Annotated in this window: 25 protein-coding genes; 12 read left to right on the forward strand and 13 right to left on the reverse strand. The window is 58.5% G+C overall.

Annotated elements, in window-relative coordinates; translation table 11 throughout:
- Positions 1-57: 57 nt before the first annotated feature.
- Positions 58-714, reverse strand: coding sequence for a hypothetical protein (locus tag ACMG4M_RS13375; RefSeq protein WP_035249205.1), 657 nt, complete (start codon positions 712-714; stop codon positions 58-60).
- On the reverse strand, positions 704-1,957 hold the full coding sequence (locus ACMG4M_RS13380) for a sialidase family protein (protein ID WP_232222113.1): 1,254 nt from the start codon (positions 1,955-1,957) through the stop codon (positions 704-706). Before ACMG4M_RS13380 ends, ACMG4M_RS13375 begins: the two co-directional genes overlap by 11 nt.
- A 285-nt stretch (positions 1,958-2,242) precedes the next feature.
- On the opposite strand from ACMG4M_RS13380, the gene ACMG4M_RS13385 reads away from it, so the two are divergent.
- The 4 genes from ACMG4M_RS13385 (at position 2,243) to ACMG4M_RS13400 (ending at position 5,512) form a co-directional block, all read left to right on the forward strand.
- On the forward strand, positions 2,243-2,950 hold the full coding sequence (locus ACMG4M_RS13385; RefSeq protein WP_035249207.1) for an START domain-containing protein: 708 nt from the start codon (positions 2,243-2,245) through the stop codon (positions 2,948-2,950).
- Positions 2,951-3,045: 95 nt separating this feature from the next.
- Positions 3,046-3,789 carry a lysophospholipid acyltransferase family protein gene (locus ACMG4M_RS13390; RefSeq protein WP_035249209.1) on the forward strand — a complete coding sequence of 248 codons (744 nt, stop codon included), beginning with the start codon at positions 3,046-3,048 and terminating at the stop codon, positions 3,787-3,789.
- A gap of 293 nt (positions 3,790-4,082) precedes the next feature.
- Positions 4,083-4,922: an SDR family NAD(P)-dependent oxidoreductase gene (locus ACMG4M_RS13395; protein WP_272963327.1), complete on the forward strand. Its 840-nt coding sequence runs from the start codon at positions 4,083-4,085 to the stop codon at positions 4,920-4,922.
- Positions 4,922-5,512, forward strand: coding sequence for a DUF938 domain-containing protein (locus ACMG4M_RS13400; protein WP_414430187.1), 591 nt, complete (start codon positions 4,922-4,924; stop codon positions 5,510-5,512). The genes ACMG4M_RS13395 and ACMG4M_RS13400 overlap by 1 nt, the downstream gene beginning before the upstream one ends.
- A 15-nt stretch (positions 5,513-5,527) precedes the next feature.
- Here ACMG4M_RS13400 and ACMG4M_RS13405 read toward each other — a convergent pair whose 3' ends face one another.
- Positions 5,528-5,788, reverse strand: coding sequence for a DUF1145 domain-containing protein (locus ACMG4M_RS13405; RefSeq protein ID WP_052042996.1), 261 nt, complete (start codon positions 5,786-5,788; stop codon positions 5,528-5,530).
- A gap of 111 nt (positions 5,789-5,899) precedes the next feature.
- On the opposite strand from ACMG4M_RS13405, the gene rhlB reads away from it, so the two are divergent.
- Together rhlB and glpE are read left to right on the forward strand one after the other, a co-directional pair.
- Entirely contained in the window at positions 5,900-7,156 is a 1,257-nt protein-coding gene (gene rhlB / locus ACMG4M_RS13410; protein ID WP_272963325.1) for an ATP-dependent RNA helicase RhlB, read from the forward strand.
- Positions 7,131-7,451 carry a thiosulfate sulfurtransferase GlpE gene (glpE, locus tag ACMG4M_RS13415; RefSeq protein ID WP_035249215.1) on the forward strand — a complete coding sequence of 107 codons (321 nt, stop codon included), beginning with the start codon at positions 7,131-7,133 and terminating at the stop codon, positions 7,449-7,451. Before rhlB ends, glpE begins: the two co-directional genes overlap by 26 nt.
- Positions 7,452-7,597: 146 nt before the next feature.
- On the opposite strand, the gene ACMG4M_RS13420 is transcribed toward glpE, so the two are convergent.
- Entirely contained in the window at positions 7,598-8,281 is a 684-nt protein-coding gene (locus ACMG4M_RS13420; RefSeq protein WP_035249217.1) for an OmpW/AlkL family protein, read from the reverse strand.
- Positions 8,282-8,414: 133 nt separating this feature from the next.
- Here ACMG4M_RS13420 and ACMG4M_RS13425 point away from each other — a divergent pair, with 133 nt between their 5' ends.
- The gene (locus ACMG4M_RS13425; RefSeq protein WP_414430188.1) at positions 8,415-9,419 is read left to right on the forward strand and encodes a hypothetical protein; all 1,005 of its coding nucleotides are present in this window, start codon (positions 8,415-8,417) and stop codon (positions 9,417-9,419) included.
- 143 nt (positions 9,420-9,562) lie between these two features.
- On the opposite strand, the gene ACMG4M_RS13430 is transcribed toward ACMG4M_RS13425, so the two are convergent.
- Positions 9,563-11,029 carry a PhoH family protein gene (locus tag ACMG4M_RS13430; protein ID WP_035249221.1) on the reverse strand — a complete coding sequence of 489 codons (1,467 nt, stop codon included), beginning with the start codon at positions 11,027-11,029 and terminating at the stop codon, positions 9,563-9,565.
- A gap of 318 nt (positions 11,030-11,347) precedes the next feature.
- Here ACMG4M_RS13430 and ACMG4M_RS13435 point away from each other — a divergent pair, with 318 nt between their 5' ends.
- Positions 11,348-11,809: a methyltransferase family protein gene (locus ACMG4M_RS13435; RefSeq protein WP_035249223.1), complete on the forward strand. Its 462-nt coding sequence runs from the start codon at positions 11,348-11,350 to the stop codon at positions 11,807-11,809.
- Here the strand turns inward: ACMG4M_RS13435 and ACMG4M_RS13440 are convergent.
- Entirely contained in the window at positions 11,709-12,431 is a 723-nt protein-coding gene (locus tag ACMG4M_RS13440; RefSeq protein ID WP_084573501.1) for a YiiX/YebB-like N1pC/P60 family cysteine hydrolase, read from the reverse strand. The two genes, ACMG4M_RS13435 and ACMG4M_RS13440, sit on opposite strands and share 101 nt — an antisense overlap.
- 462 nt (positions 12,432-12,893) lie before the next feature.
- On the opposite strand from ACMG4M_RS13440, the gene ACMG4M_RS13445 reads away from it, so the two are divergent.
- The 3 genes from ACMG4M_RS13445 (at position 12,894) to ACMG4M_RS13455 (ending at position 15,447) form a co-directional block, all read left to right on the forward strand.
- Complete coding sequence (locus tag ACMG4M_RS13445; protein ID WP_272974403.1) at positions 12,894-13,940, forward strand: M14 family zinc carboxypeptidase; 1,047 nt, start codon at positions 12,894-12,896, stop codon at positions 13,938-13,940.
- Between the two features lie 144 nt (positions 13,941-14,084).
- A complete protein-coding gene (locus ACMG4M_RS13450) occupies positions 14,085-14,555 on the forward strand; it encodes a hypothetical protein (RefSeq protein ID WP_035249227.1) in 471 nt (156 codons plus the stop codon).
- A gap of 217 nt (positions 14,556-14,772) precedes the next feature.
- On the forward strand, positions 14,773-15,447 hold the full coding sequence (locus ACMG4M_RS13455; protein WP_272963317.1) for a TorF family putative porin: 675 nt from the start codon (positions 14,773-14,775) through the stop codon (positions 15,445-15,447).
- Positions 15,448-15,595: 148 nt separating this feature from the next.
- Here ACMG4M_RS13455 and ACMG4M_RS13460 read toward each other — a convergent pair whose 3' ends face one another.
- The 5 genes from ACMG4M_RS13460 to ACMG4M_RS13480 form a co-directional block, all read right to left on the reverse strand.
- On the reverse strand, positions 15,596-16,534 hold the full coding sequence (locus ACMG4M_RS13460) for an endonuclease/exonuclease/phosphatase family protein (RefSeq protein WP_414430189.1): 939 nt from the start codon (positions 16,532-16,534) through the stop codon (positions 15,596-15,598).
- 343 nt (positions 16,535-16,877) lie between these two features.
- Positions 16,878-17,285, reverse strand: coding sequence for a hypothetical protein (locus ACMG4M_RS13465; protein WP_035249232.1), 408 nt, complete (start codon positions 17,283-17,285; stop codon positions 16,878-16,880).
- 12 nt (positions 17,286-17,297) lie between these two features.
- The gene (locus ACMG4M_RS13470; protein WP_414430190.1) at positions 17,298-18,536 is read right to left on the reverse strand and encodes a hypothetical protein; all 1,239 of its coding nucleotides are present in this window, start codon (positions 18,534-18,536) and stop codon (positions 17,298-17,300) included.
- A gap of 83 nt (positions 18,537-18,619) precedes the next feature.
- Positions 18,620-19,066 carry a copper chaperone PCu(A)C gene (locus ACMG4M_RS13475; RefSeq protein ID WP_272974387.1) on the reverse strand — a complete coding sequence of 149 codons (447 nt, stop codon included), beginning with the start codon at positions 19,064-19,066 and terminating at the stop codon, positions 18,620-18,622.
- Positions 19,047-19,613 carry an SCO family protein gene (locus ACMG4M_RS13480; protein ID WP_035249237.1) on the reverse strand — a complete coding sequence of 189 codons (567 nt, stop codon included), beginning with the start codon at positions 19,611-19,613 and terminating at the stop codon, positions 19,047-19,049. The genes ACMG4M_RS13475 and ACMG4M_RS13480 overlap by 20 nt, the downstream gene beginning before the upstream one ends.
- A 91-nt stretch (positions 19,614-19,704) precedes the next feature.
- Here ACMG4M_RS13480 and miaB point away from each other — a divergent pair, with 91 nt between their 5' ends.
- A complete protein-coding gene (gene miaB, locus ACMG4M_RS13485) occupies positions 19,705-21,042 on the forward strand; it encodes a tRNA (N6-isopentenyl adenosine(37)-C2)-methylthiotransferase MiaB (RefSeq protein WP_272963313.1) in 1,338 nt (445 codons plus the stop codon).
- A 31-nt stretch (positions 21,043-21,073) separates the two neighbouring features.
- Here the strand turns inward: miaB and ACMG4M_RS13490 are convergent, their stop codons facing one another.
- Together ACMG4M_RS13490 and ACMG4M_RS13495 are read right to left on the reverse strand one after the other, a co-directional pair.
- Positions 21,074-21,763, reverse strand: coding sequence for an anti-sigma factor domain-containing protein (locus tag ACMG4M_RS13490; RefSeq protein WP_035249240.1), 690 nt, complete (start codon positions 21,761-21,763; stop codon positions 21,074-21,076).
- Positions 21,760-22,314 (reverse strand): RNA polymerase sigma factor, encoded by a 555-nt coding sequence (locus ACMG4M_RS13495; protein ID WP_035249242.1) that lies wholly within the window; start codon positions 22,312-22,314, stop codon positions 21,760-21,762. Before ACMG4M_RS13495 ends, ACMG4M_RS13490 begins: the two co-directional genes overlap by 4 nt.
- Positions 22,315-22,410 lie beyond the last annotated feature (96 nt).

Below are 22,410 nucleotides of genomic sequence, written 5' to 3' on the forward strand. Positions count from 1 at the left end.
GAGAAAAACTTGTCTTTCCCTCGGTGATCTCTGTGCCCTCTGTGGTAAATCCGCCTTTCAGCTTTTGGATGATCGCGCCGCCAGAGCGTTGTCGGCAGATTCCCGCGACTGATTGCCTGACGCTGATGGCTGTTGTGGAGCGGGCATGGCCCGCGCCTGCAGCAGACGATCACGGATCAGCCACCCGGCCGCCCAAAGCACCAGCCAGGGATCGATCAGGTAATCCCACAGGTTGTCGCTGACCAGCAGATCGGCACCAAATGCCAACTCCGCCGCCACCAGGATCAGACAGGTGGCATAGGCGCGCAGCACCCAGGCCAGCAATCCCAGCAGCAACAGCGCGGTACTGAAACCGAAATTGCCGAAGCCCAGGGCATAGGGATCGGCATAACTGGACCCCATGCTCATCGGGTAGAACCACAACGCCATCAATACCAGCATCAGGCAGGCGCCCCTTAGCTGTTTCAGGGGGAGCCAGTAATGGCCGGCAATGCGATGCTGGATCGCCAGGATTGCCAACAGACCGGACGTGATACTGAAGCCTGCCAGATAGCTGATCACCCACGGTGCCAGCCCCCACGGAAACGGCAACACCGCCCAGACGAACACCACCACGGACAAAATGATCCGCCCGCGCACGGATAACAGCGACGCGCTGATACGCAACTGTACTGCCACCAGCACCAGAGCACAGACCAGAATATCAAGCGTCATTATTCTGCTCCTTGCCGATGTTCTTGCTGGCAGAATCCGCTTTCAGCCAGACGTGGCGAATCGCGGTTTTGTTCCAGGTGTACACCATGTGCAGATCACCATTGCGGGAACGAATCATGTAGGGGTAGTCGTACTGGAATTCACAGCCGAGCCGACCGTCACACTTGTTGTGGCGGGCTCGATCCAACAGCTGCTCTTCTTCATCCGGCAGGACATCACTGTTCAGCTCCGGCTCAATCAACGCACTGAATTGCTGCTCGGTCATTTCCTCACCACGCCAGCGCTCCCGGTCATGGAAAGTCCAGCGTTCCTGCCAGCTGCTGCCACCATCACGGGTTTCCCGTATGCACAGATCATCCCGCTCAAGGCGATTGCAGTTTGCCGCCACCAGCCAGTGCCCTTCATCCATGGCCAGACCGCTCAACGCAGCACTGGGGTTTTCCAGAGAAGAATATTCCAGTGCTTCCCATTGCCAGCCACCGTCGTGGCTTTCTGACTGATAGAGAAAGCCGTTGTTGGGTTCATGCTCATTACGCAGGAAAGCAACCGCATGGGTTGGACTATCCACCAGCACCAGCGGCTGGATGGCCTTGCGACCATGGCCGATACGGGCCTTGCCGAGAATCTGGCTGTCTTTGTCCAGCCGCAGAATTTCGCCGAACTTGCCAATCATTTCGTGATAGACCGGCAGACCGATGGTGCCGTCGCTGTAACGAATGGGTGCCGTTTTCACCAGGGTGCTGATATTGAGGAAGGGGGTGGTGACCAGTGCTTGATCGAAGCGCCAGTTCTTTCCCTGATCAAAGGATTCCATCACCACAAGTCGACTTGCTGCCCAGCCGCCAAAACTGACCGCCACCACGAACAGGCGCATGCGACCATCTTCATCAAGAGCCGGCACCACATTGCCCAGCTTGCGTACATGCCGCCCCCACCCCTGGCCAATCTGCTCCCGGGTGATTACTGGCTCTTCATTGGACCAGGAACCCGACTGCGGATCGAACACCGAAGAATGGATGGCCACATCCGCCGCACCTTCACGGCTGCCAGCGAACCAGAAGGCGCGAAGGGTGCCATCCGGCAACTCCACCATGGAAGCAGCATGGACCAACGGGGTGTCGCCATCGGACACAAAGGCGCTGCGCCATTGAGAGTTGTCCGGCACCTTGCCCTGTGGTTCCACCACCATGGTTGGGGCGGGCTGCCAGAGATGGGACGGTGAAGCGGCAAAATATCCCGCCACCAACGCAGCCCCAACAAATAGATGAAATGCACGTTTAAGCATAGATAGCTGACCAAAAACCTTTTTATTGTGTCTGCGAATCAGGTGCGCCGACCTTCGGCAGGCAAGTCTAGCAAACCCGCATAAAATTGCCTGCCATCGAAACGCCGAATGACAACCGATTATCCGAAGCATGCAGCAGAAATATACTGCAACGGTCAAAATATGTTCAGCGGCATCTCAATAATGGCATAATGCCGCCGCACCTTATTCCAATAACAGGCATGCAAGGATTTCCCTTTTTTTATGGACAGACTCAGTGTTCTCTTTCTGGCTCTCTTTGTTGCCATCTTTGCCCGAGCTGCCGACAGCAACGAGCTCGAGGACTGGAAACTGGTCAGCGACCGTAATGATATCCAGGTCTACATGAAGCATCGGGATGAATCCCGGCTGAAGACCTTCCGCGGGGTGACCCACTTTACGCTGGCGGATGAATACTCCCTGGTCGCCCTGCTCAATGATTACCCCTCTTATCCGAAATGGCTGCATTTTGTTGACAGCGCGGAAGAGTTCAACCGGATCAATCCGCTGGATCGCTCCCTGCGCTTTACCACCCAGCTGCCCTGGCCACTGGCAGATCGTGAAGCCGTTTTGCGGGCCAAGGTCACCCAGACCATGACTGAAGACGAAGAATCGGTGATGGTGGATCTGATCAATCGCCCCGATGCTCTGCCCCCCAATAATGAGTATATCCGCTTCCCGGAAATGACCGGCAAGCTTGGCTTTCGTCGCTTAGGCGGCAAGAAAGTGGAAATGACCTACGAGCTGATTCTCGACCCCGGCGGCTACATTCCCGCCTGGATCGCCAACATCCTGCTACGAGACGCCCCCTATTTCACCCTGGAGCGTTTACGCCGCATCGTCAGCAAGCCCGAGTACCAGAATCATTACTACGATTACCTGGACCTGTACGGGCCGGGTCGCCCGGCGGCGGTTGTGGGCAGCCGCAAATAACCAAAACGTAACAAAGTGATTATCAGTCTGTCATTTTCGGCCAGCTCTCCATTACCATAAGGAAAACACCTGAACAGGTTACGGAGAGCCCCCTCATGCGGCTGTTTTCCTTCCTCTATAGCTGGCTTGTCGTTGTTCCGCTGATGACAGCCACCACCCTGCTATTCGGGGCACTGTGTCTGTTGCTGGTGCCCTTCCTGCACCCCGATCGGGTGGCCCGCCTGACTGCTGTTCCCTGGGCCAGGCTATGTCTCTTTTACAGCAACGTGCGTGTGGATGTGCATGGCAGCGAACACCTGCAGTCGGGTCAGAGCTATGTCATCGTCGCCAACCATCTCAGCCAGTTCGATATTTTTGTGCTGTATGGTTATCTCGAGGTGGATTTCCGCTGGGTGATGAAACACGAACTGCGGCGGATGCCGGTAATCGGTATCTGCTGCGAAAAGCTCGGTCATATCTTCATCAACCGCTCCGACACCCAGGCAGCCATTGCCAGCCTCAACCAGGCCCGTACCCGCCTGGCCAACGGTGCCAGCGTATTGTTTTTTCCGGAAGGCACCCGCAGCCGTACCGGGCAGATCAAGCCGTTCAAGAAAGGCGCCTTCAAGATGGCCCAGGAGCTGCAACTGCCGGTGCTTCCCGTCACCCTGACCGGCACCTTCGAAATATTGCCGCCGGGAACCGTACGGCTACGCCCCGGCCAGCATGCGCAGATTACCCTGCACCCTGCCATTGTCCCGGTGGGCTCCAGCGAGGCGGAACTGGTTCAGTTAATCCACCAGAGCCAAACAGCTATTGCCGCCCCACTTGGCGAGGCCTGCCCGCAACTCAGTCTCTGATCCGGTTATCCTCAGCGCCACCTCCGGGCGGCGCCATCGCCACGCCAGCCCTTCCTTGTCTGACAAGATTGGCCCATTCTGCAGTGACAAAGTGTCTACACTCGGTCGCCGAATCGAGTTGCAAGTTGAAAGTTCAAGGTTGAAGAGCGCAGGGGCCGGCCGTACCAACGAAAACCGCTGCCCTACGCCGCTACAACGTTTGTGTGCGGGCATGGCATCTCAGTCGCCAACAAGCCCGCCCGCGCCTTGAAACTTTCAACTTGCAACTGAATTAAGCGGATACAGGAGTCATCATGAAGAATTTTAAAGACAAAGTTGCCGTTATCACCGGTGCCGGTTCCGGCATTGGCCGTGCTCTGGCTCAGGAACTGGCGTCCGCCGGTGCCAAGCTGGCCCTGTCCGACATCAACGAAGCCGGCCTGAAGGAAACCGCCGACCTGCTGGGGCTGGGCGAAGATCGGTTGATGACCCGCAAACTGGATGTGGCCGACCGCCAGGCGTTTTATGATTTTGCCGACGATGTGGTCAACCACTTCGGTTACGCCAACATGATCTTCAACAACGCTGGCGTGGCACTGGGCGCCACCGTAGAGAAAATGAACTACGACGATTTCGAGTGGTTGATGAACATCAACTTCTGGGGCGTGGTTTACGGCACCAAGGCATTCCTGCCCTATCTGAAGGAAGCCGGCGAAGGCCACATCATCAACGTGTCTTCCGTGTTTGGCTTGATCGGCATTCCCACCCAGTCCGCCTATAACGCGGCAAAATTTGCCGTGCGCGGTTTCACCGAATCCCTGCGCCTGGAGCTGGAAATGGAGCAATGTGGAGTGTCTGCCACTTCCATTCATCCGGGTGGCATCAAGACCAACATCGCCAAGGCCGCCCGTATCAGCGATGACGTGGCTGCCATCACCGGGTCCGATCCGGAACAATCCAAGGCGGATTTCGAGAAGATGTTCCGCACTACACCGGAAGAAGCCGCAAGCACCATCCTCAAGGGTGTTCGCCAGAACAAGCGTCGGGTTCTGATCGGTTCTGACGCCCTGGCCATCGATACCATGCAGCGCCTGATGCCCACCAGCTACCAGCGCCTGATGGTGATGGGCCAGAAGTTCATGAACAAGAAGTAATGACCGAGCGCCCCTACTCGCAAGCCGCTGAAAACAACAAGGCCCCGATCCTTTCCGTGCTGCAACAGCATTGTCAGGTCCCGGGCGCCTTGCTGGAGATCGGTGCCGGCACCGGCCAGCATGCGGCCTGGCTGTCGGGGCGCCTTCCCCATCTGCACTGGCAGCCCTCCGATGTGGCCGCCAACCTGCCCCATATACGGCAATGGCTGAGTGACCCGGGCAGCCAGGCTCTACCGCCGGTGGAACTGGATGTGGCCGCTCAATGGCCCGCCGGCCCTTTTGATTACCTGTTTACCGCCAACACCTTCCACATCATGGCGGCGCCACTGGCGGAAACCTGTATCCGGGAGGGCTGCCGGCAACTGACGGGTCAGGGCAAATTCCTGGTCTATGGTCCCTTCAACTACGACGGCCAGTACACCAGTGACTCCAACCGTCAATTTGATCAATGGTTGAAGGAAATGGACGACAATCGCGGCATTCGCGACCATGAATGGGTGGTGGAACAGTTCGCCCGCCAGCACCGACAGCTGCTGGCCGACCACGAGATGCCCGCCAACAACCGGTTGCTGGTATTCGGCCGGGACTAGGCCGGGACTAGCTAGCTACACCGTACGCCGAATGGTACGCATTCTGGGCTTGAGATAGGCCACCCCGAAGATCATGATCATCAGGGCATCGCGCCAGTGAAACAGGCCGCGTCGGCGGATCCACACCATGAAGCCGATGCATTCCAGGAGATGCAGCACCGCCACCACCAGCCCGGCACCCAACAGCAATCGATCAAACGGGGACGGCAGATCCAGGAAAATGGCTAACCCTACCGCCACCCAAAACACTACAATAACGCCGCGAAGCAAGCCCATAGGAAACATCCTCTGACAGCGCTGGTTAATTTTTCTACAATACCCCGTTTTCAGCAGGAACGGGTGCCCTACACGGTGGCACCAACACTTGCATTCAGACTGAGCGAATACATGCAAAAAGACAACACAAGCACCTGGACCCTGGATCAGTTCCCGGTGCCGGAAAAAGACGGCGAAACCCGCTTCCATGATTTCGATCTGGACCTGAGCCTGATGCGTGGCATCGCCGAGCAGGGCTTCCAGTACTGCACCCCCATCCAGGCGGAAGTGCTGGAACACACCCTGGCCGGCGCCGACGCCATCGGCCGGGCCCAGACCGGCACCGGCAAGACCGCGGCCTTCCTGATCACCGTGATCAACGACCTGCTGCGCCACCCCATTCAGGTTAAACGCTACGCTGGCGAGCCCCGCGCCCTGATTGTGGCCCCCACCCGGGAACTGGCCATGCAGATCGAGAAGGACGCCAGAGCCCTGGCCAAGTACACCGATCTGCAGGTCATGAGCGTGGTCGGCGGGATGAACTTCAACCGCCAGCAGGAACGTCTGCAGAACGAATTGATCGACATCCTGGTGGCCACCCCCGGTCGCCTGCTGGATTTCGCCAAACGCCGCGACCTGTGGCTGGACCGGGTGGAATTCCTGGTACTGGATGAAGCGGATCGCATGCTGGACATGGGCTTTATTCCCGATGTGAAACGCATCGTCGGCATGACCCCGAAGCCCCAATACCGCCAGACCCAGCTGTTCTCCGCCACTTTCAGTGACGATGTGATGAACCTGGCCAGCCGCTGGACAGAAGCCGCGGAAGTAGTGGAAATCGAGCCCACCCAGGTAACCACCGACACCGTGGAACAGAAGGTCTACATCACCAACGCCGACGACAAGTTCACTCTGCTGTACAACTTGATCACCGGCATGAACATGGACAAGGTGATCGTGTTCGCCAACCGCCGGGATATTACCCGCCGGGTCAGCGACCGGCTGCAAAAGAAAGGCCTGAAGGTATCTCTGATCTCCGGTGACGTGCCCCAGACCCAGCGCATGAAGACCCTGGAACGCTTCCGCGCCGGTGATCTGCAGGTGCTGATCGCCACCGATGTGGCCGGCCGCGGCATCCATATCGACGGCGTGTCCCATGTGGTCAATTACAATCTGCCGGAAGACCCGGAAGACTATGTTCACCGTATCGGCCGCACCGGGCGGGCCGGTGCCAGCGGCATGTCCATCAGCTTCGCCTGTGAAGACGACGCCTTCCTGCTGCCGGAACTGGAAAACGCCATCGGCATGAAACTGGAGTGCGAGTACCCACCGTCGGATCTGCTCGCCGAGAAGGACTCAAAGAATGGCAACACGCATCAGCCCGGATGAGGGTAAAACCCGCTTCGAACAGGGCGATGCCCTGTTCGTGGACATCCGCGACCCGGCCAGCTTTGCTGCTGGCCATTTGCGCGGCGCCGTCCATCTGACCCAAGCCAACGTGGAACCGTTTCTGGCCGATACCGCCCCGGAAAAACCGCTGGTGATCTACTGCTACCACGGCAACAGCAGCCAGGGCGCCGCCGATTGGCTTGCCGAGCAGGGGTTCAGTGATGTGGTCAGCCTGGACGGAGGCTATGAAGTCCTGCGCCAGCGCTTCCCCGAACTGCTGGAAGAGATGGCGTAACCACGCGAAGGCAACACGCCAAACAACAAAGTTTCCCAAAAACAGGACGGAGATGATTCCGTGCGCTCATTCCTCCGGGCGCACACTCACCTCCGCCACTCTTACGTCTGCAGGGCGCAGCCGGTGCATGAAGTGCCCAGCGGCCTTCAGAACCGGTAGCCCAACCCCACCATGTAGACCCAGGGATCGATTTCCACATCGATCTTGTCCACGCGGGCATTATTCACATACAGCCGCGCCTCGGTATCAATGTCGATGTTCCAGACGCTGACGTTGAACAACCAGTTTTCGTCGAGAGCAAAGTCAGCCCCCACTTCCCAGGCGAAGCCCATGGAGTTACTCAGCTTCACATCGGCATCGGCACCGCCCAATAGCGGGCTCACCACAGAATCATCGATGCTGTCGTCAAAAAACAGCGTGTAATTCAAACCCGCGCCAACATAAGCCCGCATAGGTCCGATCTGTGGCGCATAGTATTGTGCCAGCAGCGTCGGTGGCAGGTGGCTGGTTTCCCCAATGGCAACATCACCACCTCCGGTTTCCAGGAGGATGTCGTGGGTAAAGGGAGTCGCTCCCACCAGTTCGACACCAATGGAGTCGGTTACCATATAGGCCAGCGTCAGGCCCACCTGGGTGTCGTCATCCACGTCGACGCCAAGGCCACCCACTGCCGGCAAGGCCGGGTTAAAGGTTTCACTGCTGGCATCCGGCTCAACCTTGATTCCCCCCAGACGCACAATCACGTCCCCCGCCTTATGGGCCATGGCAGGCCCGGCCATCAACATCCCGGTTAGCAGCAGCGCCGCTTTTCCTTGTCCTCGCAGTTGCATACAGTTCCCCTTTCTTCCAGCAAGATAGAGTCAGCGACCAGAAACCCTCACAAGGCCACCGCACCGGAACTATTAAACGGCCATCGCCGATTGAGGGTATTGCTCTGAATCAATAAAAAGAGGTTTTACTACCATGTCATCCGCTCAACTGATCTCCGCCCTGCGCGATGCGCACCAGGCACACCTTTGTGCACAACTGCAAAACGAGGAACACTGGCAGGCCCTGATGGCCCAGGCCAGCGGCAGCCTGGGCGCGGTACCGCTGGGCAAACTGGTAGACAGTGACTCCCTGACCACCGTAGTGGATCAATGGCTGCAACAAGCGCTCAGCGCCCAGGGCCTGCAGGGTGTCGTCAGCGACGTCAGCAAGGCGGTCTGGGAAGCCGCCGAAAAAGACCCTGCCACCGTGGGCGAACTACTCAGCGAAGACCATTTCGAAGCGATTCTGGAGCAGGTACTGAAGCTGCAGACCCTGCGCGAGAAAGCCGTCCACGCCGCCATGAACCATCCGCTGGTCAGCGAAATGGTCAGCGAAATGCTCTACACCGGCATCAAGAACTTTCTGTTGGAAGAGAACGCCCTGGCCAAACTTCCCGGCGTCAGCAGTGTGATGAAAATGGGCCGCAAGAGCATGGTCGGCAAGGCAATGGGCAGCATGGAAGAATCCATCCGCGACTATCTGCGAAAGAATATCCGCGTCACGCTGAAAACCGGCGAGCAGTGGCTGAACAAGCAACTGACCAACGAGCGCATAGAGCAACTGGCCCGGGACGGCTATCAGCGCGTGGCTCCTCTCAAGCCCGCCGACTATCTGAAGCTGGTACCCGCCGGCACCATTGATGAAGTGGTCAGCCAGAGTTGTGCCATCGGTGACGAAACTGCCCGTCTGGATTACACCCGCCAACTGGTCAGCGTAGGCATCCACGCCGCCGTTCAATCCCTCAGCGACATGCCCCTGCAAACCCTGCTGGAAGGCATGAAGATCAGCGAAGAGCAGGTTCGTGAAATCACCGCCCCCGCCCTGGCCCGCGGCGCTACCGTCCTCATTGAACAGGGCGTGCTGGAACCGTTTATTCAGTGGGTGCTGGATGATTTTTATCAGTCGGAAGCGTGTAAAAAGATAATTGATAATGGATAGTTGAGAATTGATAACGGCGCGATCTGCGCAATCTTGACTGAAACAGCAGAGGCCGCGCCCAGAGTCTGGGCGCGGCCTCTTACGTTGGGGTCATGCCAATCATTCATGGCCGACGTTATCAATTATCCATTCTCAATTATCAATTAAAGAAACTGCTCCGCATATTCCGCCAGCAACGACCTCGGCACCCCGTTCAGCTGAACCGAACCCCCATGGACGAAGCGCTTGAAACGTTCGGTCATGTAGGTGAGGCCGGAGCTGGTGGGTGACAGGTACGGGGTGTCGATCTGGGCGAGGTTGCCCAGGCACACCACCTTGGAGCCTTCCCCGGCCCGGGTGATGATCGCCTTCATCTGATGGGGGGTCAGGTTCTGGCTTTCGTCGATCAGGATCAGGGATTTCTGGAAGCTGCGCCCGCGGATATAGTTCATCGCCTTGAACTGGATATTGGCCTTTTCCTTCACATACTGAATGCTGCCGGAAGGGTTTTCATCGTTCAGGTGCAGCGCCTCTATGTTGTCGTTGATGGCCCCCAGCCAGGGATCCATTTTTTCCTCTTCGGTGCCCGGCAGGAAACCATGCTCTTCTGCCAGCGGCGGCGTGGAGCGGGTGGCAATGATCTTGTTGAAGCGTTTCTGCTCCACCGTCATTTCGATCGCGGCGGCCAGCGCCAGAATGGTCTTGCCGGAACCGGCCGCGCCGGTGAGCGTCACCAGATGCACATCCGGATCCATTAACAGTTGCAGGGCCATGGCCTGCTGCAGGTTCTTCGGCCGCAAGCCCCAGACCTCCTGGTCGAGCAGACTGTCCGCCTTGTAATGGCGTAGGGTCACCACGCCGTTGTCCACATCCAGCACACGCCCGACGAACCCCTGCTCATCGATGATGTACTGGTTGGGATAGACTTCTTCACCCAGAATCTCGCTGACCAGCAAGCCGTGGGATAGATGGTGCAGGGTATCGGCGCCCACCTGCTCGGTTTCCACCTGGGTCACCTGATCCCAGAAGGAGCCGGGCACCTCGAAATAGCCACGGGTTAGCTGCTTGATGTCCGTCACCAGCTGATCGTTGTGATAATCCTCCGATTCGATGCCACAGGCCCGCGCCTTGAGGCGCATGTTGATGTCCTTGGTGACCAGAATAAAACGCCGCTCCGGCTGACTGGCCTGCATGGCCACCACATCATTGATGATGCGGTTGTCGTTGAGGTCATTGGGCAGGGGGGCATTCAGCTCGCCGGTTTTCGACATCAGCACCGTCAGCGTGCCCTGGGTGACTGTCTCCGGACCGCGGGGAATGGGGATGCCCGCTTCCACCTGCGCTGGCGTGGCGCTGCCCAGCACCCGGTCGATCTGGCGAATGGCTGCACGACAATCCGCCGCCGTGTGGGATTTGTTACCGCTCTTCAGCTTGTCCAGCTCCTCCAGCACCGTCATGGGAATCACCACCCGATGTTCCTCAAAGTTGAGCAACGAGTTCGGATCGTGGATTAACACGTTGGTATCAATGACGTAGGTTTTTTGTTGCTCTTGGTCGAGGGTTGAATCGTTCTGGTTGGCGCTTGCGTGGTTGATGGAGAGGGTGTGAAGTCTGGCCGCGCGCTCTTCCATGCGTATCCCCTGTGGGCATCAGTGGGCGGCATTCGGCTTGGGCGTCAGATCTGGCTTTTGGTCTGAGAAAGCGAGAGTGACGCCTGCGCCTGCCGCCGTTGGTTTAAGCCTTCTGGCGGTTCAGTTGCAGCAGCTGTAACAGCTTTTGATCGCGATCACTCCCGCAATGGCGGGGGTTGGAATTACCATAACCCAGCTTTTTCGAAATGATCAATAGAAAACCTCGCAAAGTTTGCCGACGGGCAGGCAGACGGTTGTCATAGCGTTTAGAATTCCCACTGGTTGTTTCTCTCCTTTTTCTGAAAACAGGTTATCGCTATGCCCCTTGAGCACCCGCACGTGATGATGCCGCCGCCGGCCCTGTACCTGGGCGGCTTGCTGATGGGCTATGGCATTGATCAGGCCCTTACCCTGCCCGCTCCCACGTTCCCCGGGGACCGCTGGGTGATACTGGCCCTGGCCGTAATCGGCACCGCTCTGGTGTTGGCCGCGGTCCTTCAGCTGCGCCTGGCGCGCACCACTCTGGTCCCCCATCGCCCTGCCAGCCAGCTGCTTACCGGTGGTGTGTTCCGGCTGAGCCGCAACCCGATCTACCTGGGTTTCACTGCCCTGTACCTGGCCATGGCCCTGAGCCAGCACAGCGCGGGCATGCTGATCATGCTGGTGCCGATTGTCTGGGTCATCCAGCAGCATGTGATTGCGGCGGAAGAAGCGTTTCACGCCCAGCAGTTCGGGGAACAATGGCAGGCGTATCGGCAACGGGTACGGCGCTGGTTGTAGCACTGACACGGGCGTGGATAGCGATTGCCTGCGACCCGGCCTTGAGAAATTCCACCGCGCCCAGCTTGCCGTGTTGCAAACGCATGTGGCGCGAGCCGAAATGGCCCGGCACCAGGCTGCTGGCGCGGGTCTGCCGGGGCAGCCACCCTAGCCGGCGGTACAGTTCGGCGACCAGCTCCGAACAGAACCAGCCACGCTGATCCGGCTTGCGGGTAAAGCCTGTCAGCACGTCCAGGGCGTTGCACAGCACGTAGTTCTTGTAGGGACGATGAAGCAGGCGCTTCACCATCCGCGCCAGCAGTTGCTGCTGCCGGTCACTCAAGGGGGGGCCATGCCGACGGCGCAACGCCACCGTGCCGGGGTAATCACGCAGCTTGTCCGCCAGCGGTACCAGCGCCACACCGGCCACCGGGCATCCCAGAGTTACATCCGACGATTCACTGAGGGTGGTGGACTCAAGAACCAGAGGGTCGGGATTGCCGGGCAGGTGCACCACCATACCGATATGACTCCAGGGGCTGCGGGTAAAGACCCGGATCACCTCACTGGTAAAACCACGGCCAGAGAACAACAGCAGATCCCCGGTTCGCAGTGAGCAAGCAGACTCAAGAGGCATTGTCATGGGCACAGCCACAGGCTCTTATCCGTTGCAGGACTATCCTGAGGCCACACTAGAAAAATGTCGTGACGGTTCGCTGACAGTGGCGTCACGGTTTGGTGAAGAAAAAGTGCCTATCTCTCTACAGCGCCGCCGTAGGAACGGAGCGTAGCGGAGTAACGCCCGCAGGGCGGCCCCGAAGGGGTGAGCGCAGCGAATAACACCTCTTGAGGTGCGAATCCGAGCGACAGCGAAGGAAATGTACCAGGTAACCACCGGCTCCTTCTAAAGACACCTGTCGAGCCCGGAAATCCCTGATCGCCCTTCGGTCGATTTCCTCGCTTCGCGAGGTTCGCGGCTCAAGATCCGCTCCTACAGCGGCTTCGTAGATACCCGGGGGATAACATGCAGGTCAAACATCGTCACATTCCTGTTATCTACCGTCGTTACCCTGTGCAATCATCTTTGCCGGTCCCGCCCCCGCCTATGGAAGACAAGCTCTACCTGCTGCAACGCCATCTGCCCGAGCTTCTGCACCTGGATGCACTGATTCGTCATGGTGAGCGTCACCTGCGTGTGTCCACGGTTCATAAGGTGCCAATGGGTGAGTTGTCATTGCCGGTGCGGGTAATCGAAATGGGCAGCACTTCTCCCGGCGTGCCGGTCATCGGTTTTTTTGGTGGCGTTCATGGCGTGGAGCGGATCGGCAGCCAGGTGTTGATGTCCTGGCTGCACAGTCTGATTCATCGTTTGCAGTGGGACGACCAACTGCATCGGCGGCTGGAGCAGGTGCGACTGGTGTTCATGCCGATGATCAACCCCGGCGGCATCTGGAAGCGCACCCGCAGCAACCCCAATGGCGTGGACCTGATGCGTAACGCCCCTATCGATGCCATGGGCCGGGTGCCTTTTCTGGTGGGCGGCCACCGCATCAGCCGCCATCTGCCCTGGTACCGGGGCAAAAGTGGCGCGCCCATGGAGCCGGAAGCCCAGGCGGTCATCCGGGTGGTGCGGGAAAAGCTGATGCCGGCGCCGTTTTCCATGAGCCTGGACTGTCACAGTGGCTTTGGCCGGCGCGACCGGATCTGGTGCTGTTACGCCCGCAGCCATCGCCCCATTCCCCATATCGGCGAAGTATTCCGGCTCAAGCAGCATTTCGAAGACACCTATCCTCACCATCATCCCTACCTGATCGAGCCGCAGTCGGTGAACTACACCACCCATGGCGACCTGTGGGATTACCTTTACGACGATGCCCAAGATCGGGCACCGCATCACACCTTCCTGCCGTTTACCCTGGAAATGGGCTCCTGGCTGTGGGTACGCAAGAACCCACGGCAAATGCTGGATTTTTTCGGCTATTTCAATCCGGTAATCGGCCACCGCCATCATCGGGTACTGCGCCAGCACCTGCCCCTGTTCGAGTTTCTCACCGCCATGACCGCCAACGCCGGTAACTGGCTACCCACTACCCGGGAAAAATCGGCGCTGACCCGGCAGGCCATTGCCCACTGGTTTGGGGACGCTGACTAGCCGCTGAGCATCTGCAAAACGCCCCTCTCAGTGCATTGTATACCCAAGACGCCATTCATGGCCCCGACCTTGCAACAGAAAAGCCCATTGGGTCCGCCGCCCGGCTGACTTACACTTTGCCAAACGCCTCGATAAGGACACACCATGAAAGCCCTGATTCTTGCCCCCCTGGCCCTGCTGGCCGGTTGTCAGCACCTGAACTACCAGCCACCGACCAGCGGCGATACCGCCCAGGTCACCTTCACCAGCAACAACACAGCAGCTCAACCGGTGGTCTGTGTGCCCGGCAAGGGCTTCAAGTCAACGGAATACGCGCTGTCGCAAAACCCGGTGAGCGGTGGGGCTCTGGACGACTTACTGAAAACCATGAAGAAAAGTCCCCAGGTCACCACCACTGTCGACATTGCCCCAGCCACCCGCATTGGCGTCATCTATAACCGCCGCCAGGCTGACAATAGCCGTGACCGCTGCAAAGTGGCCCTGCAGTTTGCCCCTCAGGCCGGCGGTGACTACCAGGCACACTTTGTCCATGAGAACGGTCAATGTGGTCTGTCACTGAAAGATGCCAGCGGCGCCAGTGTGGATGCCGTGCTGACTGACTGGCAGTGCCCATAATATGCGCACCAATGCGGTGCGCGGCACCAAGTTCGCGCACCGCATTGTCTGTTTCCCCTTTGTTAAATCTCCCCTTTCCTCGTCACAAACTATCAAGTCACTGTTTTATATAAATAAAAAATAGTTGGCACGCTCTCTGCAATATCTCTTTCGAGCCGAAAAGGCGGTGCGTCACCAGCGCACATTGAACGAATTAGACTTGTTAAGAGGGTTGCACATGAAAAACGTATTTGGTCTGAAGAAAACCGTTTTGGCCGCTTCCATCGTGGCTGCCAGCCTGGCTCCGGCCATCGCTGCCGCTGAAGTCAGTGGTACCCTGGGCGCTTCCAGCCAGTACTTGTGGCGTGGTCAGCAACTGACCGACGGCGCTGCGGTATACGGTAGCGTTGACTACTCCCACACTTCCGGTCTGTACGCTGGTGCCTGGGCATCGTCTGAAACCGACGACACCGAGTACGACCTGTACGCCGGTTTCGGTGGCGAGATCGAAGGTCTGAGCTACGACATCAGCTACATCGACTACAACTACACTGCTGGCGGCACCGCAGGCGATAACCCTGCATCTGGCGCTGACTTCCAGGAAGTACACCTGGGTGTAGGCTTTGCCGGCCTGAGCGCTGACGCCTTCATCGGTGTAGGCAACTCCGGCAAGGGCGGTGATGAAGACTACGAAAGCGACTACTTCGCTGTGGGTTACGGCTACGACAAGTACTCCGCCACCGTAGGCTTCTACGACTTTGAAGCTGATGATAGCGACTACACTCACGTGGATCTGGGCTACGCTGTTACCGATCAGTTCACTTTCACCCTGTCCAAGATCGTTGATCAGGAAGAAGACAACACGTACGACGACGATCTGGTCATGAGCGTTTCTTACGAGTTCGCGCTTTAAGCACCAAGAAAACGGGCGGCTCACGCCGCCCACTGTTTAACGCCGCGGGGCTCTCCCTGGTCCTCGCAAACACGCAAGCAACCCCGCGGCGTCTTTTTACTTTCTACGTAACATCCCCAACGCTCCGGGCAACACACCGACCCTGTCGTTATCTCCCCGCAGAAAAGTACACTACCAACGCATCATGATCAGACACTGGCGCTGCCCCCTGGCTGCCATAGAGGCTGTGATAGCGACCTGCATTGCCACGACCTACCGCCATTCTGCTGACAGACGTTTTCAAATCCGGTGACACCCAGATATGGTCCAGAGCCTGCGGTCGGCAACGGTGTCGAAAACTGTAACGTTCCCGCTTCGGCAACCGTTGCCACAGATTGAACAGACCCGATTGCGCAAAACGCGCATAGCTGGCAGAGAGGCGCCCGGCATCCCAGGTGCTGTTGAAGTCGCCGGCCACCACCAACGGAACATCCTGCTCGGCGGCCCAGTTGGCCAGCAGTGCGGCCTGGCTCTGTCGTTTCTCATGGACCCGGGGTTTCTGCAGCCCCCGCGCACTGCGCAGGTGCACAACCACCAACTGTAATTGCCGGGGTGCTTGCACTGTCACGCGCAGGGGCGGACGGGAAAACAGTGAGTGGCCGTGAAAACTCTGCTCCGCGAACAACCTGTCCACCGAGGCAATCTGCACCGGCTCCCGATAAAGCAGCCCCACATCCATGCCGGAAGGATCATTGCCCTCTTTCAGTACCACGCGGTAACGCCAGCCCTGCCGGGCAAGACCTGCCGCCAGGGCGTCGAGCAAGTCGCGGTTTTCCACTTCCTGTACTGCCAGCATATGCGGCACCTGCAAAGGGCCGGCAATGAAATCTACCAGCGCCTGTATTCGCCTATCCAGTACAGCCGAAGAAAGCGGCTTATCCAGGTGGCTGTCTTTGCGGGTATCGCGAAGCCGCCACAGATTCAGGGTTGCCAGAGTCCACTCATTCTCTGCAGGGGCAGGCACACCACGGGCGGGAGCAAGACCTCGGCAATCCGCCGACAGGCTCAAAGGAACAAGAAGCAGGTAGACGATCAGTAAATAGCGCATTGACGCAGTTTATGAGGTGCCGGCAAAGCACAGCAGAGGCGAAGTCTCAAACATGGGTAGGAAAGAGGACCGACAGCTGCAGGAGATTTCTGCCATTTTGGCACTGGCTTGCCCCGGAATTTCTTCCGGATAACATGGCCCCGACTGTGAACCCCTGACCGCCGCCAATAGCGTAGGGTGTCACTGAGCCTGGGGCGAACTGCACCGATTCGGCGTTTGATGGTGCAGTTCGCCCTAGGCTCAGTGGCACCCTACGTTTTGCAACACTGCCGAGGGCGGATACGACCATAAAAAAGCCCGCCGAAAAGGCGGGCAAGGGGTATGTGAACAACAACAGAAAACGTCAGGGTCGATAGACCACTTTCAGGTCCGGGGTCACCAGTGATGCATCCAGATAACCGACAAAGTTACGGTTGCTGCCCACCAGCATAACCATCTCCTGTTCACTGGAGACTTCCCGGGGCGGCATGCCCCGGCCGGTAAAGATCATCCTCGCCCAATAACTTTTCATCTGCTCGGCGCTCTTGCCGAGCACCTGCTGGTAAAAACCATCTCGAGCACGGCCCCGTGACGGCAAGTCCAGCGGTTTCACCGAGACACCGGATACCCGGCGGGTCTGGCCATTGAAGATCTGTCGCACTTCATCCTGAGTCAGTGCATCGAGACCGCTGTTGGCGGACACCACCACCACCGGTTCTGCCTGGGCCGCTGCCGCCAGCATCAGGAGGAATGAAAATAGTATTTTTTTCATGGTCATTCCCCCTTAAAAAACCAGATCCGCACTGAGGCGAATCACCGTGGCATGATCGTCTTCAAGCTGGCCACCGTCGGTGAAGAAGAACCCCGACGTAGTAACATCACTATCGGAAAAATCGTAGTAATAACTCACCTCCCCTTTCAGGGCGATGGAATCAGTGAGGGAATAGCGCAGCCCACCGGTCCAGCTCTTCTGTTGTTCCGCCAGGCCATTATTCAGGGCAGCCGGAAGGCTGCTATCCAGATCACGAGGCGTCACTTCTGCCCAGGTGACCATGGGCATCCACTTGCCCAGGTATTTGCCCACTGTGACGTAGCCACTCTCGCTGCTCGGGTACCAGTTACCAAAATCCAGCCGCGCCTTTTCCACGGAGAAAAACCAGCTACCGTCATCGTATTGCAGACCGACACCCGCAAAATAGGTATAAACATCATCAAAGGAGAGACCCAGGACGGCAGGCGGAAAACCAAGGGCACCTTGCAAGTCCTGCTGGCTGACGGAAACGTCAGCAGCGGTGTAGGCGGCTCTCGCCGTCCAGTTACGCCAGTAGCTGGTAAAGTTCACACCGCTCAGGTCATCGGCCTGGAACTGGGCATTGGCCACACGCTCACCGCCATCCACGGTACTGGAACCCCAGAACCCGGAAAGACGATGTGACACGGGCCCGCTGGTGAAACGCCAGGAGGCTTCTACCGCCTCCATGGTTTTCACCGGTGCCAGTTGATACACCTCCGCCGGCAAGCTGGCCCACGGGTAGGCATAGCCCACATCGATGTATTGGGAATGCATGTAGAACGGCGCCACGATACGCCCCGCTTTCATGCTCACAGAATCGCTGACCTGATAATCCAGATAGGCCCACTGCAATTCCGCATTGAATTCGTCATCGCCGTACGCAAACAGCTGCACTACAGCTTCCGCCCGTTCGCTGAGTTCGGCATTAAACTGCACGCCAGCGCGAGTCAGGGAATCATGGCTCCATTTATCACTGGCGCCATCGATGTAGCTGGCAGAACCAGAGGTGGTGTCCACCTCGGCCCGGGACATACCCGCGGAGAGAAAACCGTTGATACGGATCCGGTCAGCAGCATCGCTGAGGGTATTATCAAACTGCTGCTTTTCGAGCTGTTCCAGGCGCTGCTCATAGTCCTGCAGCCTCTGCTGGACATCACTTTCCGAAGTCTGGGCCCAGGCCGGGCTCGCACTCAGGGACGCACCCAGCATCACGGATAATGCCTTTCTCATAGATCCCCCACGCTTTTATAGCCGTTTTAACCATACAACGACTACGAATAAAGCATGGCATTATCCGCAAAAAGAAACCGGGTTCAACCGTCAGATTGGGACGCCCGTTTTACCGGGAACGCCGCGCAGGCGTCCTGCCCGCCATTCAGATGAAAGCAGATCTCCACCTTGTCACCGGGAGCCGGGACCTGTGTGAGCTTCATCAGCATCAAATGCCTGTCCCCCGGTGCCAGCACCACACTGTCTCCGGCCGGGATTTCCAGGTGATGCAGGTGCACCATCCTGCGGCTGCCGTCCGCGGCGGTTTCCACATCATGCAGCATGGTGTGGCCGGCAACAGGAGTACTGACACCGGTGATGATCACGGTATCCTCGCCAGTATTGTTCAACGTCACATAGCCCGCCATGGTCGGCGACACCGGCGGTACCGCGCGTAACCAGGGATCGGAAAACGTCAGCTCCGCATGGGCGGGCACGGCAAGGGCCAACACCGCGCCTGCCAACAGAGTTTTAAAGCAGGCTCTTGGCATCAGTTACCACCTCGTCAATGGTGAAATCCGCCGGGTAGAGTTTGCGCACCCGACCCTGGTCGTCCAGTAGATAAATATAGTCACTGTGAGTGAACAGGTAATCCTGCTCCTCCTGATCCTTGATAAACACCACCCCGTATTGCGTTGCCACCTCGCGGATTTCCGCTAGGCTGCCGGTCAGGCCGATGATGTCCGCCTTGAACCAGGGCAGATACTCATTCAGGTGCTCGGCTGTATCCCGCTCCGGGTCGAAGGTAATAAACACAGGCTGTACCTGGTCCGCTTCACCGGCCTCTTGCAACTGCCGATAAACCTGGGCCACCCGGGCCAGCACCGCCGGGCAGATGTCCGGACAATGGGTGTAACCGAAGAACAGGATGGATACCTTGCCCTTGAGCTGTGCCTGGCTGAAAGGCTCGCCGTTGTGGTCAGTTAGTGTAAACTCACCACCCAGCCTTGTATTGACTGGTAAGTCGCTTTCCTGCTTGCCACAGCCGGCAACCAGAAGAGCCAGAAGCAATGGCAGGATGTACGGCAGTTTTCGCATGATCTCTCCGGTTGGTATAATCCGCGCCCATTTAAGCGGACTCTAATTGCAGCCGCGCCCATTTTCCCTCTATTCAACGGTTAGGCAACCCATGGCACGCAAGCTTTTCATTCAGACCCACGGCTGCCAGATGAACGAGTACGATTCCACTCGTATGGTGGACCTGCTCGAATCCAGCCACGGCCTGGAGCCCACCGACAATCCGGAAGAAGCGGACGTATTGCTGCTCAACACCTGCTCGATCCGGGAAAAAGCCCAGGAAAAGGTCTTCCACCAGCTGGGCCGCTGGAAAAAGCTCAAGGACGCCAAGCCGGACATGGTAATCGCGGTAGGCGGCTGCGTGGCCAGCCAGGAAGGCGATGCCATCCGTGACCGGGCCCCCTACGTGGACGTGGTGTTCGGCCCGCAGACCCTGCACCGCCTGCCCGGCCTGATTACCCAGGCCGCCACCACCCGCAAACTGGCCATCGATGTGACCTTTCCGGAAGTGGAAAAGTTCGACAACCTGCCGGAACCCAGCGTCGACGGCCCCAGTGCCTTCGTGTCCATTATGGAAGGCTGCTCCAAGTACTGCACCTTCTGTGTGGTGCCCTACACCCGCGGTGAGGAAGTCAGTCGCCCGGTGCAGCCAGTGCTGAAGGAAGTGGAACACCTGGCTGAGATGGGCGTGCGCGAGGTGAACCTGCTGGGCCAGAACGTGAATGCCTACCGGGGTGTGGGCGCCGACGGCGACACCCTGGACCTGGCCGACCTGATCCGGCTGATCCGCGACATCGACGGTATCGATCGCATCCGTTACACCACCAGCCACCCGGTGGAGTTTTCCGACGCCCTGATTCAGGTCTATGAGGATGTACCGGAACTGGTCAGCCACCTGCACCTGCCGGTGCAATCCGGCTCGGACCGTATTCTTGCCATGATGAAGCGCAACCACATGGTGCTGGAATACAAGAGCAAGTTGCGCAAGCTCAAGCGCATCCGCCCGGACATTTCCTTCAGCTCCGATTTCATCATCGGCTTTCCCGGGGAAACCGATCGGGACTTCGAAGATACCATGAATCTGATCCACGACATCGGCTTCGACATGTCCTTCAGCTTCATCTATAGCGCCCGCCCCGGCACACCGGCGGCGGACCTGCCCGATGATGTGCCCATGGAGGTGAAGAAACAGCGCCTGGCGATTCTGCAGCAGCGCATCACCCAGAACGTGCAGGACATTTCCCGCAAGATGGTGGGCAGCACCCAAAGAATTCTGGTGGATGGTTTCTCCAAGAAAGACCCGGGCCAGCTCAAGGGCCGCACGGAGAACAACCGGGTGGTTAACTTCCGCAGCGATGATACCGACCTGATCGGCAAATTCGTGGACATCACCATCGACCAGGCCTACAGCAACTCTCTGCTCGGCAGCGACCCGCGCAACCCGGGCTGACCCCAGGTTGCAACGTTGCCTGCTGCGCGGCCTAAATCGCCACCGCCCGGCCAATGAACAGGACCGGCCCGGTGGGTCGGTCAGCCGGGGAGCCACCCGGCGGCTCCAGCGTCAGTTCAAACAGCTGGCCACTCTCCACACCGCCCACGCGGCTGGCCGGTAACACCAACGACTCACCCGGCTGCACCAGCCCAAGGGAACGGGGGCCCAGTGCCGGGTCCGACAGGGTCCAGAACTGGACACTGCGATCCGCCGGATACTCACTCTCTGACAGCGGCGTCAGCTGCAAGTCTCCCTGCGCAGACACGGTCACTCTCCAGCCCGGGCTGGCGGCCTCACCCGGTGCCTGCAGCACCACGGTGTAAACCGGCGCCGGCACCCGCAGTGGCCCCAGCAGCAACACCACCGCCACCAACAAGGCAACACTGACGGTTCTCCAGAGCGTCAGGCTCTGCCACAACCATTGCCAGTCGAATCGACCACGGGAGTCCTCCGAGGCGGTTCGCCGGGAAATCTCTCGCCATAGTCGCGGCGGCAGCGGTACCGGTTCCAGCAACTCCGCCGCCCCCAACCAATGCTCCCGCCAATGGTTGGCCAGGCTCGCAGCGTCGTCGTCCTGTTCCAACCACTGCTCGATCTCTGCCGACTGCTCACGGGAATGCAGGCCGAGGACATACTCGGCAACCAACAGACGCTGTGCTTCAGGCTGTTCCGGAATCATAGTCGCAGACACTCCTGCAGCCCTTTCAACCCGGATCGAACCCGGCTCTTGATGGTGCCCAGGGGAATGGCCAGGGTTTCGGCAATCTGCTCGTAGGTAAACCCCTGGTAGAACGCCATAAGAATGGGGCGACGACGATCCATCTGCATTCCTTGCAGGCAATTGATGATCGCACGTCGTTGATCGTCCTCCACCGAGCATTGCTCTGGGGAGGGGCCCGAATCAGGCCATTGGTCCCCTGGCAGGGGCTCGAACGCATCACGTCGGGAACGGTGGTGTTGATTGATCAAGCGATATCGCAATAATCCAAACAGCCAGGTCCGCGCGCAGCCTCGCTGGCTCTGAAAGCGCCTGGCATTTTCCCAGACCTGGATGAAAGTATCCTGCAAGGCATCCTCAGCCAGTGATGACTCGCCGGTAAATCGGCGCGCCAACGCCAACATGCGCGGAGCTTCGTTGAGGTAAAGCTGATGAAAAGCCTGCCGGTCGCCACTGGCACATGCCCGTAACAGGACATTGCCTTCTTCCAGCTCAGCGCGTGAATCGTCCATGAACCTGCGTATCCAGTAAGAAGCAGAATGAAGATGATTCACCAGAGTACGAGAAGAATGTGTCAACAAGAGGAAAACCGGGCCGCCGAAGCGGCC

Source organism: Alcanivorax sp. IL3, assembly GCF_047495465.1.
Lineage (GTDB): Bacteria > Pseudomonadota > Gammaproteobacteria > Pseudomonadales > Alcanivoracaceae > Alcanivorax > Alcanivorax jadensis.

Excerpts from the sequence above, each read along its gene's own strand:
- glpE (WP_035249215.1), top strand. The coding sequence starts at position 7,131 with ATGGCAACACGCATCAGCCCGGATGAGGGTAAAACCCGCTTCGAACAG.
- ACMG4M_RS13435 (WP_035249223.1), top strand. The coding sequence starts at position 11,348 with ATGCCCCTTGAGCACCCGCACGTGATGATGCCGCCGCCGGCCCTGTAC.
- ACMG4M_RS13480 (WP_035249237.1), bottom strand. The coding sequence starts at position 19,613 with ATGCGAAAACTGCCGTACATCCTGCCATTGCTTCTGGCTCTTCTGGTT.
- ACMG4M_RS13445 (WP_272974403.1), top strand. The coding sequence starts at position 12,894 with ATGGAAGACAAGCTCTACCTGCTGCAACGCCATCTGCCCGAGCTTCTG.
- ACMG4M_RS13400 (WP_414430187.1), top strand. The coding sequence starts at position 4,922 with ATGACCGAGCGCCCCTACTCGCAAGCCGCTGAAAACAACAAGGCCCCG.
- ACMG4M_RS13420 (WP_035249217.1), bottom strand. The coding sequence starts at position 8,281 with ATGCAACTGCGAGGACAAGGAAAAGCGGCGCTGCTGCTAACCGGGATG.
- ACMG4M_RS13425 (WP_414430188.1), top strand. The coding sequence starts at position 8,415 with ATGTCATCCGCTCAACTGATCTCCGCCCTGCGCGATGCGCACCAGGCA.
- ACMG4M_RS13465 (WP_035249232.1), bottom strand. The coding sequence starts at position 17,285 with ATGAAAAAAATACTATTTTCATTCCTCCTGATGCTGGCGGCAGCGGCC.
- ACMG4M_RS13395 (WP_272963327.1), top strand. The coding sequence starts at position 4,083 with ATGAAGAATTTTAAAGACAAAGTTGCCGTTATCACCGGTGCCGGTTCC.
- ACMG4M_RS13405 (WP_052042996.1), bottom strand. The coding sequence starts at position 5,788 with ATGGGCTTGCTTCGCGGCGTTATTGTAGTGTTTTGGGTGGCGGTAGGG.
- ACMG4M_RS13440 (WP_084573501.1), bottom strand. The coding sequence starts at position 12,431 with ATGACAATGCCTCTTGAGTCTGCTTGCTCACTGCGAACCGGGGATCTG.
- ACMG4M_RS13455 (WP_272963317.1), top strand. The coding sequence starts at position 14,773 with ATGAAAAACGTATTTGGTCTGAAGAAAACCGTTTTGGCCGCTTCCATC.
- miaB (WP_272963313.1), top strand. The coding sequence starts at position 19,705 with ATGGCACGCAAGCTTTTCATTCAGACCCACGGCTGCCAGATGAACGAG.
- ACMG4M_RS13430 (WP_035249221.1), bottom strand. The coding sequence starts at position 11,029 with ATGGAAGAGCGCGCGGCCAGACTTCACACCCTCTCCATCAACCACGCA.
- ACMG4M_RS13385 (WP_035249207.1), top strand. The coding sequence starts at position 2,243 with ATGGACAGACTCAGTGTTCTCTTTCTGGCTCTCTTTGTTGCCATCTTT.
- ACMG4M_RS13470 (WP_414430190.1), bottom strand. The coding sequence starts at position 18,536 with ATGAGAAAGGCATTATCCGTGATGCTGGGTGCGTCCCTGAGTGCGAGC.
- ACMG4M_RS13375 (WP_035249205.1), bottom strand. The coding sequence starts at position 714 with ATGACGCTTGATATTCTGGTCTGTGCTCTGGTGCTGGTGGCAGTACAG.
- rhlB (WP_272963325.1), top strand. The coding sequence starts at position 5,900 with ATGCAAAAAGACAACACAAGCACCTGGACCCTGGATCAGTTCCCGGTG.
- ACMG4M_RS13390 (WP_035249209.1), top strand. The coding sequence starts at position 3,046 with ATGCGGCTGTTTTCCTTCCTCTATAGCTGGCTTGTCGTTGTTCCGCTG.
- ACMG4M_RS13475 (WP_272974387.1), bottom strand. The coding sequence starts at position 19,066 with ATGCCAAGAGCCTGCTTTAAAACTCTGTTGGCAGGCGCGGTGTTGGCC.
- ACMG4M_RS13450 (WP_035249227.1), top strand. The coding sequence starts at position 14,085 with ATGAAAGCCCTGATTCTTGCCCCCCTGGCCCTGCTGGCCGGTTGTCAG.
- ACMG4M_RS13490 (WP_035249240.1), bottom strand. The coding sequence starts at position 21,763 with ATGATTCCGGAACAGCCTGAAGCACAGCGTCTGTTGGTTGCCGAGTAT.
- ACMG4M_RS13460 (WP_414430189.1), bottom strand. The coding sequence starts at position 16,534 with ATGCGCTATTTACTGATCGTCTACCTGCTTCTTGTTCCTTTGAGCCTG.
- ACMG4M_RS13495 (WP_035249242.1), bottom strand. The coding sequence starts at position 22,314 with ATGGACGATTCACGCGCTGAGCTGGAAGAAGGCAATGTCCTGTTACGG.